The sequence below is a fragment of the Variovorax sp. V35 genome, from assembly GCF_041154465.1.
GTDB lineage: Bacteria > Pseudomonadota > Gammaproteobacteria > Burkholderiales > Burkholderiaceae_C > Variovorax > Variovorax boronicumulans.
Genome location: NZ_AP028666.1, coordinates 5,299,976 through 5,315,407 on the forward strand (window position 1 = coordinate 5,299,976; position 15,432 = coordinate 5,315,407).

At 72.4% G+C, this 15,432-nt stretch carries 3 protein-coding genes; all 3 read right to left on the reverse strand.

Features of this window, described 5'->3' with window-relative positions; genetic code table 11:
- Positions 1-7: 7 nt before the first annotated feature.
- Genes ACAM42_RS24320 through ACAM42_RS24330 form a run of 3 tightly spaced genes read right to left on the reverse strand, consistent with a single transcriptional unit; the run spans position 8 to position 15,428 of the window.
- On the reverse strand, positions 8-3,121 hold the full coding sequence (locus ACAM42_RS24320) for an amino acid adenylation domain-containing protein (RefSeq protein ID WP_369629691.1): 3,114 nt from the start codon (positions 3,119-3,121) through the stop codon (positions 8-10).
- On the reverse strand, positions 3,118-10,161 hold the full coding sequence (locus tag ACAM42_RS24325; protein WP_369629692.1) for an SDR family NAD(P)-dependent oxidoreductase: 7,044 nt from the start codon (positions 10,159-10,161) through the stop codon (positions 3,118-3,120). The genes ACAM42_RS24320 and ACAM42_RS24325 overlap by 4 nt, the downstream gene beginning before the upstream one ends.
- Positions 10,161-15,428, reverse strand: a complete 5,268-nt coding sequence (locus ACAM42_RS24330; RefSeq protein WP_369632801.1) for an amino acid adenylation domain-containing protein — start codon at positions 15,426-15,428, stop codon at positions 10,161-10,163. The genes ACAM42_RS24325 and ACAM42_RS24330 overlap by 1 nt, the downstream gene beginning before the upstream one ends.
- Between the last annotated feature and the right edge of the window lie 4 nt (positions 15,429-15,432).

A 15,432-nucleotide genomic window follows, 5' to 3' on the forward strand; every position in this document is an offset into this window, starting at 1 on the left:
GCCCTGCTCATGCGGCCTCGCCCACGGATTCGTCGGCGAGGTCGCGCTGCCGGTGCGTCTGCGCCAGCTGTTCGAGCGCGACGGCATCGGCGCTGGCCTCCCGCAGCACGGCGGCGAGCGCCGCGGGCGTCGGGTGGTCGAACACCACGCCGGCCGCCACCTCGACCTGCAGCAGCTTGCGGATGCGCGCCACCAGCTTGATGACCTGCAGCGAGTGACCGCCGAGTTCGAAGAAGTCGTCTTCCACGCCGACCGGGCCGCTGCCCAGCAGCGTGGCCATGCCGTCGGCGAGCAGCGCTTCGAGCGCGTCGCGCGGGGCCGCGATGACGCGCCGTGGCGCTTCGGCCGGGGCCGAAGCCGCCAGCGCGAGCCGGTCGATCTTGCCGTTCGGCAGGCGCGCGAAGGCGCCCACGGCCGTGCAGCTCGCGGGCACCATGTGCGCTGGCAGCACCGCGGCGAGTTGCTCGCGCAGCGCGCGGCCGTCGCCCCCCTCGCCGTCGCCGACGAAGAAGGCGGCGAGCGTGGTCGCACCGGCCGCATCGGGCACGGCGAGCACGACCGCCTGGCGCACGCCGGGCCGCGCCAGCAGCGCCGCCTCGACCTCGGCCGGCTCCACGCGGTAGCCGTGGACCTTCACCTGGTGGTCGGCGCGCCCCGCGAGTCGCAGGCCGCCTTCGGGCAGCACCCACGCGAGGTCGCCCGTGCGATAGAGGCGCTCACCGGCGCGGAACGGGTCCGCGACGAACACGTCAGCGTTCGCGCGGTTCAGGTAGCCGCGGCACAGCTGCGCACCACCGATGTAAACCTCGCCCAGCCCGCCGGCCGGCACGAGGCCGCGCGACGCATCGAGCACGCGCACGCGGTTGTTCGCGAGCACGCGCGTCAGCGGCAGCTGTTCGGGCACCGCCGCGCCGGGTTCGACGGCATGCACCATGACACCGACCGTGGCCTCGGTCGGCCCGTAGTGGTTGTAGATGGCGCACTGCGGCGCCAGCCGCGCGATGCGCTCGACCAGCGCGCGCGGCGCGGCCTCGCCGCCGAGCACCAGCATGCGCGGCAGGCAGGGCGCGGCGCTTTCAAGCAACGCTTCGAGGTGCGAGGGCACGATCTTCAGCGCGTCGATGGCGTGCGTGCGCATGAAGCGCGCGAAGACCTCGGCGTCTTTCGCCTCATGCGGCGCCGCCACGACAAGGCAGGCGCCGTTGTGGAACGCGCCGAACAGTGCGGTGTTGCCCAGGTCGGCCGCCACCGAGCTGGTGAGCGCCCAGCGGCGGCAGGTGTCGAGCTGCATCGCGGCCGATGCGGCTGCCACGTAGTTCTGCAGCTGGCCCTGCTCGACGGCCACGCCCTTGGGCGTGCCGGTGGAACCGGAGGTGTAGAGCACGTAGGCGAGGTCGCTCGGTGCGGCGATGTGCGACGCGGCTTGCGCTTCGGGCAACGTGCTCGCATCGGGCAATGCCGCGTCGATGGTGAAGATGGGCTTCGCATCGGCCAGCACCGCCGCACGGCGCGCCTCGGGCCAGTCGGGGTCGAGCGGCAGGTAGGCGGCGCCCGCGCGCCAGACGGCGAGGATCGCCACCGGCAGATCAAGCGCGCGCGGCAGGTTCAGCGCGACGATGGTGCCCGGCACCACGCCCTGCCCTTGCAGCCAGCGGGCGACGCGGGCGGTGCGCTGGTCGAGTTCGCGGTAGCTCAGGCGCTGCTCGCCCGCTTCGAGTGCGGGCGCTTCGGGCGTCTCGGTGGCCCAGTGGGCGATGCGCTGCGTGACGGTCTGCGTGCCGAGATCGGCCACGGCTTCTTGCGACTGCAGCAGCAACTCGCGCTCACGCGCACCGACCAGCGGCAACGCGCCGAGCGCGGCGTCGGGGCGTTCGACGATGGCGTCCAGGAGACAGAGGTATTGCATCAGCAGGCGCTGCACCGCCATCTCGCTGTGGCGTGCGGCATCGGCATGCACCGAGAGCGCTGCGCCGTCGGCGTCCCATGCGATCTGCAGGGCGAGTTCGAAAGCCGGCAACGGCCCCGGCAGCGCAACCAGTTGCCATTGCGGATCGACGCCGTGGCGGCGCGGCCGGTCGTGGCACGCGAAGCCGACCGCGAGGTGCGCGGCGATGGACGGCGCCTCGACGGCCCAATACTCCTGCGCCTCGACATGCGCGGCCAGCGTGCCGTCGACGTTGTCGAACCAATCGGCAAAGCGCGTCTCTGGGGTTGTCTCGACGATGAGCGGCAGCACCTTGTCGAACACGCCGACCGCACCCTGCATCGGCGGGTAGTCGCGGCGGCAGTCGTGCTGCCAGCCGGCGACGAAACGGCCGGTGCCGTCCAGCCGCGCGAGCAGCAGCCACCAGACGGCTTGCAACAGCGTGTCGGGCTGTGCGCCCAGTGTGTCGGCGCAGGCGGCGATGCGGCCCGCGAAAGTGGCGTCGATAGATTCGTCGGCCTGCACGCGCACAGCCTGCTGGGAGGCAGCAGCTTGCCGGCCGACGAGGCGCGGCGGCGTGAGCGCGGCGGCCTGCGCGAGGTAGCGTTGCCAGTAGGCACGGCCCTCGGCGGCATCTTCGCCGTCGAGCAGGTCCTGGCGCCAGGTCACGAAGCGTGCGTAGGGGAACACCTCGGCGGCATCGAAAGCGTGTTCGTCCGCGAAGGCCGTGGCGATCTGGTCGAACAGATGTTGCAGGCTGCCCCGGTCGCCGACCCAGGCATGGATGGAAAGCGCCAGCGTGTGGCGTGCTTCACCGGTGCGAGCGAGCCCGGCATGGACCATCTCGCCGCGCGCGATGTCCAGCGGCGCGGCCTGCAGGTTCGCCAGCCATTCGGCCAGTGCGGCTTCAGGCGCATCGCGCAGGTCTGCGTTTGCCCAGGCCAGCGGCGTCATCCCGTCGGTGTACTGCTGGCGCAGGCCGCGGTAGCCCGGCACCGCGCGGATGGCGCTGCACAGCGCGCCATGCGCGCCCAGCACGCGCGCGACCACGTCGCGCAGGCGCGCAGCGTCGAGCCCGCCCTCGATGTCGGCGCGCAGCAGCAGGCGCGGCGCATCGGCCGGCACGGCGCGTTGTTCGGGGCTCAGCGGGAAGGTCGTGTCGTCGAAGTGGTCGGTCATGGTCGTCATTTCAGTCATGCACCTTGCTCATCGGCCAGGCGGGCCTCGGCGCCGCGCGCGCTGTCGTCGAGCGCGGCGCGGTCGAACATCGCGCCCATCGCCACCACGATCTTTCGCGGGCCCTCGAAGGGGTCGCGCGCATGGGCGGCGAGCATGTTGTCGAGCATCACGACGTCGCCCTGGCGCCAGTCGAAGCGCACGGCGCAGGCCTCGTAGGCCTCGCCGACGATGGCCATGGTTTCGTCGGCGATGGGCGAGCCGTCGCCGTAGGTCACGTGGCGCGGCAGGCGCTCGACGCCGCCCATGGCCAGCAGGTCTTCGCGCACCTGCGCCTCGAGGCAGGCGACGTGGTGCAGCTGCACCTGGTTGAAGAACACGCGCTCGCCGGTGAGCGGGTGGCGGATCACGGCGGGACAGCGGGTGCGCGTCTGCAGCGTGTCGCCGTCGAACCAGCGCCATTCGATGCCGGCGGCGGCCAGGCGCGCCTCGACCTCTTCGCGGCGATCGGTCTTGTAAAAGTCCTGCCAGCTCACGTCCAGGCCGGGCGTGAAGGTGCGCACGTACTGCAGCCCCTTGCGCTCGAAGCCGGCGACCACCTCGGCCGGCAGGCGGCGCAGCATCTCGCGGCAGTCGACGATGGGCGTGGCGCCGCCCACGGGCGACGGCAGCTCGCAGAAGAACCACTGCTTGCGCGGCCAGCGGTCCAGGTGCGCGCTCTCGTTGTGGAACAGGATCATCTGGCGCTCGGGGTACGGCGTGGAGCGGTAGGTCTTCTTGCCGCCCTCCTTCTTCGGCAGGTCGCCGTAGCTGCCGTACAGCTCGGGCTCGATGGCCTCGGCGAAGGCCTCGAAGTCCTGCGGCGTCTTCAGGCCGAAGTCGCGGAACAGGATGCCGCCGTGCTTGGCCACCAGCATCTCGATGTAGTCGGCCTGGCCCTTGGCCCAGGCGACGGTGTCGAGCTCGGGGCTGGTGGCCTGCAGCACGATGGGGAACTCGGCACCGGGCTTGAGGAACGAGGTCTGCACGGCGGGCCGCGCAGCGGCGCGCACGGGGGCACGGCCGGCGCCCAGGGCGTCGAGCTTTCCAAGTTTGCCGAGCTTGTCCAGTTTCGAGGCCGGGCGGACGTTGGGAGCGTTTGTCATGGCGATGGATTCCTCCGAGGGCATGGGGGCCAGCGCGTCGATCGGCTGGCCGGGTGTGGCGACGATCCGCTCCAGCAGCGCATGCCACGAAGCGGTGAAGGTTTCGACGGTCTCCCGCCGGTAGAGGTCGGTGGCGAACACCCACTCGGCGGTGAGCGCGCCGTCGTGTTCGCTGGCGAACACCGCCAGGTCGAACTTGGATTCGTTCATCTGCTGGGGCAGCACCTCGACCTCGGCGCCTTCGATGGCGAACCGGATCTCGGGTGTGTTCTGGAGCACGAAGAGCACCTGTACCAGCGGGTTGCGGTCGCGTGCACGCGGCACGCCCGACAGCTCGACGATGCGGTCGAAAGGCACGTCCTGGTGGTCCATCGCGGCCAGGGTGTCGGCCTTGGTGGCGGCGAGCCATTGCGCGAAATCGGTCGTTCCCTTCGTGCGACGCGAGCGCAGCGGCACCACGTTGACGAAGAAGCCGAGCAGCCCTTCGAGGTCCGGGTGGCCGCGGCCCGCGACGTCGGTGCCGATGACGATGTCGTCGGCGCCCGAGGCCTGGTGGAAGAACAGGAAGAACGACGACAGCAGCAGTGTGAACAGCGACGTGTCCGACGCCCGCGCGAGCGCGGCCAGCGACTGCGACAGCGCGGGCGACAGCGTGAGCCGCACCGAGTCGCCGGCGTGCGTGGGCACTGCCGGGCGCTGGTGGTCAGGTTTGATGCCCGAGGTCTGCGGCGCGCCCGTCAGCCGCTCGCGCCAGAACGCGGCCTTCGGCGCAAAGCCGTCGGAGGCCAGCGCACGCGCATACCAGGCGGCGTAGTCGGCGTACTGCACGGGCAGCGGTGCCAGCTGGAGTGGCTGGCCGCGCCGCGCGCGCTCGTAGAACGCGGCCAGTTCGCGTGCGAACACGGCGATCGACCAGCCGTCGAACACGATGTGGTGCACCACGAGCACCAGCACATGCTCGCGCGCAGCCATGCGCACGACGGTGGCCTTGATGAGGGGGCCCTCGGCCAGTGCGAGCGGTGTGCGCACCAGTTCGTCGAACAGCTGGCCGTAGCGCGCGCTGTCGTCGAGCGCGATCACGGGAATGTCGAGCGGCGCGCCGGAACGCACGACGGCCATGGGTTCGCCGTCGTCGTCCTCGGTGAACACGGTGCGCAGCACCTCGTGGCGCGCGACGATGGCGTCGATGGCGGCGCGCAGCGCGCGGATGTCGAGCTCGCCGTGCAGCGCGAGGCCGGCCGACATGTTGTAGGCCGCGCGGCCGCTGCGGTTGGTGGCGTCGGTGAGGCGGTCGACCAGCCAGAGGCGGCGCTGCATCGGCGACAGCGGCAACGCACCGCCGCGCGCGACGGGAGTGATCTCCATCGCGCTGCGCTGCGGCGCGATGGTGGTCGAGACGACACCGAGCCGCGCGGCCAGGCCTGCGATGGTCGGCGCCTTGAAGAACTCGCTGGGGTGCAGCTCGGTCGCGTAGCGCTTGCGCACGCGCGACAGCAGCTGGATGGCGACGAGCGAATCGCCGCCGAGTTCGAACAGGTTGTCGTCCACGCCGATGGGCGCGATGCCCAGGCGCTCGGTCCACAGCGCGGCGAGCGCGGTCTCGACCTCGCCCTGCGGCGCGACGAACGGGGTCTGCAGCGCGGGCCGGGGATGGGCCGCGCCCGCGGCGGCGGCCGGTGCCTCGTCGCCGAGCAGGTCGAGCATGCCGTTGTCGAGCGGGCCCAGGCGTGTGGCCAGGTCGGCGGTCGAGATGACGGTCTGCGCGCGCGCCGGACCGTTGACGATGCGCTCGAAGACGCGCGCGCCTTCGGGGCCGTCCATGCCGATGTCGTCGGGCACGTCCATGTGCGCGGCCATGCCCAGGCCGCGCCAGGCGTCCCAGTTGACCGAGAACACCGGAAACGCGCCGAGTCGTTCGTGCGCGACGGCCACGGCGTCGAGGTAGGCGTTGGCGGCGGCGTAGTCGCTCATGCCCAGGCCGCCGGCCACGCTGGAGATGGACGAGCACAGCAGCACGAAGTCCAGCGGCTGGCCGCGCAGCGCGTCGAACAGCACGCGCGTGCCGTGCACCTTGGTTGCGAACACGGTGTCGACCTGCGCGCGCGTGCGTCCGGCCATCATGCCGCCGCCCGCATCGCCGGCCGCGTGCACGACGCCGTGCAGCGCACCGAAGCGATCGTTCGCCTGCGCGAGGGCGGCGCGCATCGCGTCGGCGTCGGACACGTCGGACGACACGGTGAGCACCTGTGCGCCGAGCGCTTCGAGTTCGAGCAGTTGATGCAGCCGCGCCTTCAGATCGGCGGGCGTGCTGTCGGCCGCCACCAGCGCGGGCCACTCGGTACGCGCCGGCAGCGCGGTGCGGCCCAGCAGCACCAGCCGCGCCTGCCAGTGCACGGCCAGGTGCTTCGCCAGTGCAAGGCCAACACCGCCCAGGCCGCCGGTGACAAGGTAGACGCCCTCGCGGCGCAGACGCGGTTGCGCGGCGGCGGTCAGTGTCGCGGGCTCGTAGGTCTTGATCCAGCGGTGCGCGCCACGGCAGGCCACCAGCGGCTCGCCGGGCTCGGTCTGCAGCGCCACGGCCTCGGCCACGATCTGCGCGACCAGCCGGCCTTCGGCATCGCTTTCGGGCGCAGGCAGCACCACGTCGATCACGCGGCAATGCACGCGCGGGTATTCCTGGCCGATCACCTTGCCGATGCCGCGCAGCGTGGCCTTCTCGGGGCACAGCGGCTCGGTGCCGGTGACGTCTTCGAGCTGGTTGGCGACGACGGCCAGCGGCAGCGTGCGCTCGCCGACGTCGAGCGACTGCACGAGCGCGAGCAGGCTGAAGAAGCTGCGCTCGAGCAGCTCGGCCTGCGGCTGTTGCGCGGGCAGCGCTTCGTCGAGGCTCCACAGGTGGTAGATGCCGGCGATGGCGCCGAAGTCGGCGGCGATCTCGGCCTGCAGGCGCGCGTGGTCATCGCGTGCGCCGGGGCGCAGCGTCCAGTGGCCGTGGCCCGTGCGCGCGAAGGCGCTGCCGCGCTCGGCCAGCACCACGGTGCGGCCCTGCGCGCGCAGCTGGCGCACGAGGTGGCCCGTGAGGCTGCGGCTGTCGCCGAGCACGAGCAGGCAGCCGCCGGCATCGGTCGAAGGCGCGACGGCCAGCGGCTCCGTGCGCTGCCACGAGGGCACGTAGAACGCGTCGCCAGCCGGACGTTGCGCCACCTTCGCAGCGTTGGGCGCTTCGACCCAGTAACGGCGGCGCTGGAACGGATACGCCGGCAGCGGCACGCGCCGACGCGCGGCGCCCGCGCGGCAGGCGGCCCAGTCGATGTCCACGCCCGCCACCCACAGCTGGGCCAGCGTCTGCGCGATCTGCTGCGCGTTGCGTGCTTGCTGCTGCGGGTGCGCCTGGCTGGCGAGCACGCCGGCGACGGTGTCTACCAGCGGATGCTGGCGCGCCAGGCCCGCCAGCGTTTCGCCGGGGCCGACTTCGAGCAGCACGCGGCCCGGCACCTGCAGCAAGGTGCCCACGCCGTCGGCGTACTGCACGGTGCCGCGCAGGTGGCGCGCCCAGTAGGCGGGGCTCATGGCCTCCTCGGGCGTGATGAGCTGGCCCGTGACGTTCGAGACAAAGGGGATCGTCGGCGGCCGGCGCGGCACCGAGGCGATGAGCGCTTCGAGCGGCGCGAGCAGCGGCTCGGTCATCGCCGAGTGCGAAGCGATCGACACATGCAGCCGGCGCGGCAGGTGGCCCGCCGCGCGCAGCCGCGCCTCGGCGGCCTCGACCGCCTCGCGCGGGCCCGAGATCACGCACAGCTGTTCGGCATTGGCGGCGGCGAGGTCGCAGCCCGGCGCCAGGAAGGGCGCGAGCGCGGCTTGCGACAACGGCACGGCGGTCATCGCGCCGGGCGGCATCGACTGCAGCAGGCGCCCGCGCAGGGCCGCGACGCGCAGTGCATCTTCGAGGCGGAACACGCCCGCCAGGCAGGCGGCAACGTACTCGCCCAGGCTGTGGCCCATCATCACCGCGGGGCGCACGCCGCGGCGCATCCACCACTGCGCCATCGCGTACGCGACGACGAAGAGCGCGGGTTGCGCGAGCGCGATGTCGAACAGCCGCGCGTCGGCCTCGGCCTCGCCGCCGGGCGCGGGGAACAGCACGGTGCGCAGGTCGAAGCCCAGCTCGGGTTCCAGCAGCGCGCAGCAGCGGTCGATGTCGTCGCGGAAGGCCGCGTCGTCTTCGTAGAGCGAGCGACCCATCTGGGCGTGCTGCGTGCCACCGCCGGGAAAGAGGAAGACCACCTCGGGCGCCTGCGCGGGCGCGGCGCGCACGGCCAGGCCCTCGCCCGCTGAGAGCAATTGCACGGCGCCTTCGGCATGGTCGGCCACCACGGCGCTGCGGTGCTCGAAGACGCGGCGGCCCGCCTGCAGGGTGTGGGCAATGTCGGTGAGCGGCAACGCGGGGTGCGCGCGCAGGTGATCGGCCAGCTGCTGCGCGGCCTGCCGTGTCGCGGGCGCGCTGCGGGTCGACAGCGGCAGCACCTGCCAGCCGGCCGCTTCAGTGGCCGTGGCCACGGACGGCGCCTCTTCCAGCACGACGTGCACGTTGGTGCCGCCGATGCCGAAAGAGCTGACGCCCGCGCGGCGCGGCGTATCGCCCTCGGGCCACGGGAGCGCCTCGGTGTTCACGCGGAACGGGCTGTTCGCGAAATCGATCTGCGGGTTCGGCTGCTCGAAGTGCAGGCTCGGCGGCAGCGTGCGGTGGCGCAGCGCCAGCGTCGCCTTGATGAGACCCGCCACGCCGGCTGCTGCATCGAGGTGGCCGATGTTGGTCTTGACCGAGCCGATGGCGCAGTAGCCGCAGCGCCCGCCATCGCCGCCATCGGCACGGAAGGCCTGCGTGAGCGCGGCCAGCTCGATCGGGTCGCCCAGCGTGGTGCCCGTGCCGTGCGCCTCGACATAGCCGATGGTGTGCGCGGGCACGTCGGCCATCAGCTGCGCCGCGCGGATCGCGCCGGCCTGGCCTTGCACGCTCGGTGCGGTGAAGCCGATCTTGTCGGCGCCGTCGTTGTTGGCGGCCGAGCCCTTGATGACGGCGTGGATGGTGTCGCCGTCGCGCAGCGCATCGGCCAGCCGGCGCAGCACGACGATGCCCGCGCCGCTGCCGATCACCGTGCCCGCGGCCCGGGCGTCGAAGGCGCGGCAATGGCCGTCGGGCGAGAGGATGGCGCCGTTCTGGTAGCGGTAGCCGCCGTCCTGCAGCAGGTTGAGCCACACGCCGCCGGCCAGCGCCATGTCGCAGTCGTGGCTCAGCAGGCCCTGGCAGGCCAGGTGCACGGCCACCAGCGAGGTCGAGCATTCGGTCTGCACGCTCAGGGCCGGGCCGCGCAGGTCGAGCTTGTAGGCCACGCGCGTGCACAGCGAGCCGGCGGAGTTGCCGCTCATGAGGCCCAGCATGTCGGCGATGCCGGTGCCCGCGTCGATGCCGACGGCGGGCAGCAGGTGCTTCATGAGGTAGAGGTTGGGGCCGTCGCCCGCGTAGACGCCGACGGGCGCCCCGCCCTTCGGGCCGGTCGGCCAGCCCGCATGGTCCATCGCCTCCCAGGCGCATTCGAGAAAGATGCGCTGCTGCGGATCGAGGTGCTCGGCCTCGCGCGGCGAGTAACCGAAGAAGCCGGCGTCGAAGCGGTCGAAGCCGTCGAAGAGCACGCCGGCCTTCACGTAGTCGGGATCGGCCAGCGCGCGCTCGGGCACGCCGCGCGCACGCAATTCGTCGTCGCTGAAGACGGTGACCGACTCGACACCGTCGCGGATGTTGCGCCAGAAGGCGTCCACGTCGGGCGCGCCGGGAAAGCGGCCGGCCATGCCGACGATGGCGATCTCGAGGCCCGTGGTGTCGGGGGCAGAAAGCGGGGTGTCGTCTTGCGCGTGCATCAGAGGGTTCTTTCCGTGGGTCGGCGGCGTTGCAGCAAGGCGGCGCGCTGCTGCTGCGCGCGTTGCTTCGCCTGCGCGGCGTCGTCGGTGGCGGAAGCAGCGGCGGGGCCGCGCCCCTTCTGCTCGATGTGGCGGGCGAGCGCGCCGACGGTCGGGTACTTGAAGAGGTCGACCACCGCCAGGCCCGGCTGCAGGCGGTCTTCCACCAGCCGGTGCATGCGGATCACGAGCAGCGAGTTGCCGCCGAGGTCGAAGAAGTTGTCGTGCAGGCCGACCTGCGCGACCTTGAGCAGCTCGGCCCAGATCGCGGCCAGCGTCTGCGCGACGTCGCCGTGGGGAGCTTCGTAGCCTGGCGTGCCGACGGCCGCCGGTGCGGGCAGCGCGCGGCGGTCCACCTTGCCGTTGGCGCCGAGCGGGAAGCTGTCGAGCACCATCAGCGCCGAAGGCACCATGTAATCAGGCAACGCCTGCGCCAGCTGCGTCTTGAGCGTGGTCGCGTCGAGCGATGCGCCTGCAGCGGGTGCGACGTAGGCCACGAGCGACGGGCCGGCCGCGCCCTCGTGCAGGCACACCAGCGCCTCACGCACGCCGGGCTGCTCGCGCAAGCGCGCCTCGACCTCGCCGAGCTCGATGCGGAAGCCCCGCACCTTCACCTGGTGGTCGAGCCGCTCCAGGTATTCGAGCTGGCCGTCGGCGCGCCAGCGCACGAGGTCGCCGGTGCGGTACAGGCGACCGCCCGCCCCGTCGAAGGGGTCGGCGACGAAGCGCTCGGCCGTCAGCGCCGCGCGCCCGAGGTAGCCACGCGCGAGGCCGTCGCCGCCGAGGTACAGCTCGCCGGGCACGCCCTGCGGCACGGGCTGCAGATCGGCGTCGAGCACATGGGCCGTGCGGCGGCCGACCGGGCGGCCGATGGGGGCGTAGCCCTGCACGATGGCCTCGGCGTCGGCGGACCACAGGGTCGGCGTGATCACGGCCTCGGTCGGGCCGTAGGCGTTCACGATGCGTGCAGGGTGCAGCACGCGGCGGACCAGCGCGAGGTCTTCGCCGGTCCAGGCCTCGCCGCCGAAGAGCGCGAGGCGCACGGCGTGCTGGAACGGCGGCTGGTCCTGCAGCAGCTGGCGCGCATAGGCCGGCGGCAGGTCGACCACGCTGACGCGGTGGCGTTGCAGCAAGGCATCGAGTTCGCTGGCGAGCGAGCACCACTGCGGCTGCAGCACCAGTGCGGCGCCGGTGGTCAGCGGCAGCAGGCACTGTTCGATGGCGGCATCGACGTGCGGCAGCGCGAACTGCAGCGAGCGGTCGTCCGCCGTGAAGCCGCAGGCGTCGGCCATGGCCTGGAGATGCATCGACAGCGCGCCGTGCGCGACCGCCACGCCCTTGGGGCGGCCGGTGGTGCCCGAGGTGTGGATCACGTAGGCCAGGTGGTGGTCGTGCAGCGCGACCTGCGGGGCCTCGTTCGGTTCGTCGTCGAGCGATGCGTCATCGACTGCGAGGCGCGCGACGGTTTCGTTCACTGAGCTGTGGCTGCCGGCCAGCAGCAGCGCGGCGCCGCTGTCGGCCAGCAACTCCGACAACCGCTGCGGCGGGTGCGACGGGTCCATCGGCAGGTAGGTGCCGCCAGCCTTCAACACGGCCAGCAGGCTGACGACGCGATCGACCGGGGCATCGACGGCCACGGCGACCCGCGTGTCGGGCCGCACGCCGTGGCGCAGCAGGCGGTGCGCGAGGCGGTTGGCGCGGTGGTCGAGTGCGGCGTAGGAGAGCTCGGTGTCGCCGGCGATCAACGCGACGGCATCGGGTGCGCGGCGGACGTGCGCTTCAAACAGGCGATGCGCGGGCGTCGCAGCCAATGCGGACGATGTACCCGTGCCCCAGGCATGCAATTGCGCCTGCTCTTCGGCAGCGAGCCACGGCGCATCGCCAATGGCGCGGGCCGGGTCGGCCGTCAGCGCATCGAGCAACGCACGGTAGTGCACGGCCATGCGCGCGACGGTCTCTTCGTCGAACAGCTCGGCCGCCGCGGTGAAGACCGCGCGCACCTGGCCGTCAGCGCACTCGCGGATGTCGAGCGCGAGTTCGCACTGCGCGGCGCTGTCCTCCATGCGGTACTCTTCGACCGCCAGGCCCGGCAGGCCGCGCAGCACGGCCGTGTCTTCGCGCAGCAGGTTGAACATCACCTGGAACAGCGGGTTGTGGCTGAGGCTGCGCTGCGGCTGCAGGGCGTCCACGAGCTGCTCGAACGGCAGGTCTTGATGGGCCTGCGCGCCGAGCGCGGCCTCGCGGGTCTGGGCCATCAGTTGCGCGAACGGGGTGCGGCCGTTCAGCGTGGCGCGCAGCACCTGCGTGTTGACGAAGAAGCCGATCAGGCCCGTGGTCTCGGGGCGGTGGCGGTTCGCAACCGGCACGCCCACGCGCACGTCGGGCTGGCCCGTGTAGCGATGCAGCAGCGCCTGAAAGCCCGCGAGCAGCACCATGAACAGCGTGGCGCCGTGCGCCTGCGCGGTGGCGTGCAGGCGTGCGACGAGGGCGGCGTCGAGGTCGAAGGCATGCGCGGCGGCGCGGTAGTTCGCGACCGCATGGCGGGGGCGGTCCGTGGGCAAGGCCAGCACGGGGTGCGTGTCGCCGAGCTGGGCGCGCCAGTAGGTCAGTTGCCGTTCGGCCTCGCCCGCGGCGAGCCAGTCGCGTTGCCACGCGGCGTAGTCGGCGTACTGGATCAGTGGCGTGGCGAGCGACGGCGTCTCGCCCTTCGCGTGCGCCGCATAGGCCACGCCGAACTCGTCGAGCAGCACCTGCAGCGAGGCGCCGTCGGACACGATGTGGTGCGTGACGATCGCGAGGATGTGGTGCGCGTCGCCGAGCTGGAGCCAGGCGGCGCGCAGCACGGGGCCGGCCACGAGGTCGAAGGGCTCGGCCTGCAGCGCGCGTGCCTGTGCGGCGGCGGCGCCTTCACGTTCGTCGACCGGCAGCGCGCGAAAGTCGATGTGGGCGAGCGCCAGCGGCGCCGTCGGCAGTACCTGCTGGCCGACCGTGCCGTCGGCCGCGATGCGGAACACGGTGCGCAGGCTCTCGTGGCGCGCGAGCAGGCCTTCGAGCGCCGCCTTCAGTGCGTCGGCATCCAGCACGCCCGACAGGCGCAGCGCCACGCCCACGTGGTAGGCGCTGTTCTGCGGATCGAGTTGCCACAGGAACCACTGGCGCGCCTGCGCATGCGACAGCGCGAGCAGCCCCGTGCGGCGCTCGGCCGGCAGGGCCAGGATCGGCTGGTGCGCGCGGCGCTGGCCGAGCGCGAGCACGCGCCGCAGTTCGCGCGCGAGGTCGCCCAGGCGCGGTTGCTCGAACAGCGCGCGCAATGGAAAGTCGATATTCCAGCGCTCGCCGACGCGCGCGGCCACCTGCGTGGCGGCAAGCGAGTTGCCGCCATGGGTGAAGAAGTGCGCGTCGCGCGCCAGCGGCCGTTCGACGGGGCGGCGCAGCACCTCGTGCCAGATCGTGGCGAGGGCCTGCTCGACGTCGTCGAGCGCGGCTTCGGATGTGTCGACTGCGGGGGCGCTGCCGCCGAGCACGAACGCGCCGTGTGCGTAGATCGCATAGGCGTCCGCGGTGCGATCGATCCAGCCCAGGCGGCAGGCGCCGCGCTGCAGCTTGCCACTCGTGGTCTTGGGCATGCCGCCCGGGTTGAGCAGCATCACGACCGACAGCGGCTCGCCGCACTGTTCGCTCACGGCCGCGCTCAGCGCCTCGACCAGCACCTCGGGCCGCACCAGCTTCTGGATGCTGCGCGACACCTCGGCCGCGAGGCCGATGCCCTCACCTTCTGGCCCGTCGACCGCGAAGGCCGCGACACGACCCTTGCGCACGGCCTCGACCTCGCGCTCGACTTCGCGTTCGATGTCCTGCGGGTACAGGTTGTGGCCGCGCACGATGACCAGGTCCTTGATGCGGCCGGCCACGTAGAGCTGGCCGTCGTGCACGAAGCCCAGGTCACCGGTGCGCAGCCAGCGCGCGCCCTCGTGCTCGACGAAGGTCTGCTGCGACACCTCGGGCTTGTTCCAGTAGCCGCTGCCCAGGCTCGGGCCCGAGGCCCAGATTTCGCCGACGGCACCATCGGCGCACACGCTCAGCGTGGCGGTGTCGACGATGCGCACCGAGTGGTGCGTGACGCTGCGGCCGCAGCCCACGAGCATCGCGCCGGCCTCGTCGCGCACCACGGCACCTTGCGCCAGGCGCGCCTTGTCGAAGGCGTACGCGACCATGCCGGCGCCGCGGTGTCCGCCCGTGACGAACAGCGTCGATTCGGCGAGGCCGTAGCAGGGGTACACCGCCTCGGCCGGAAAGCCCGCGGGCGCGAAGCGTTGCTGGAACGACCGCAGCGTGTCGGCGCGCACCGGCTCGGCGCCGGAGAACGCGAGACACCACGACGACAGGTCGAGCCTTTGCAACTGCGCGTCGGACACGCGGTCCAGGCACAGGCGGTAGGCGAAGTCGGGCCCGCCGCTGACCGTGGCGCGCAGCCGCGAGACGGCTTCGAGCCAGCGCACGGGGCGCTCGAGAAAGTAGCGCGGAGACATCAGCGCCACGACGGCGCCGCGGTGCATCGGCTGCAGCAGGCCGCCGATGAGGCCCATGTCGTGGTTCAGCGGCAGCCAGGTGACGAAGGTGTCGCTCGTGCAGACCGAAAGGCCCTCCTCGATCGCGCGCATGTTCGCCATCAGGTTGGCGTGCGTGACCATGACGCCCTTGGGCGCCGAAGTGGAGCCGGAGGTGTACTGCAGGAAGGCGATGTCGGCGGCGGCCGGCGTGTGCGGGCGCCATGCGTCGGCGCCGGTGGCGTCGATCTCGTCCACGGCGATGAGCGTGGCCTGCGTGAAGGCGTCGGCCACGCCCGCCATCGCGTCGCGGATGGCGGCGTGGGTCAGCACGCAGCAGGCGCCCGCGTCGGCGGCGATGCCCTCGAGCTTGCCCAGGTGGCGCTTGCGCGTGGACTCGGGCGGGAACACCGGCACGGCGACGAGGCCCGCGTAGAGGCAGGCGAAGAAGCTGACAACGTAGTCGTCGCTGTTGTCCAGCATGATGAGCGCACGGCCGCCGGGCGCGAAGGCCTGCTGCAGGTGCGCCGCGAGGCCGCGCACGCGCGCATCGAGGGTGCGGTAGCTGATGGGTGTGTCGAGTGCGGCGCCGTCGCGATCGGTGATGGCGATCAAGGCGATGTCGTCGGGGCGCTGCGCGGCGAGGCTGCGCAGGTGGGTCACGAAGTCCACGGGATGCATCGGA

Excerpts from the sequence above, each read along its gene's own strand:
- ACAM42_RS24320 (WP_369629691.1), bottom strand. The coding sequence starts at position 3,121 with ATGACTGAAATGACGACCATGACCGACCACTTCGACGACACGACCTTC.
- ACAM42_RS24330 (WP_369632801.1), bottom strand. The coding sequence starts at position 15,428 with ATGCATCCCGTGGACTTCGTGACCCACCTGCGCAGCCTCGCCGCGCAG.
- ACAM42_RS24325 (WP_369629692.1), bottom strand. The coding sequence starts at position 10,161 with ATGCACGCGCAAGACGACACCCCGCTTTCTGCCCCCGACACCACGGGC.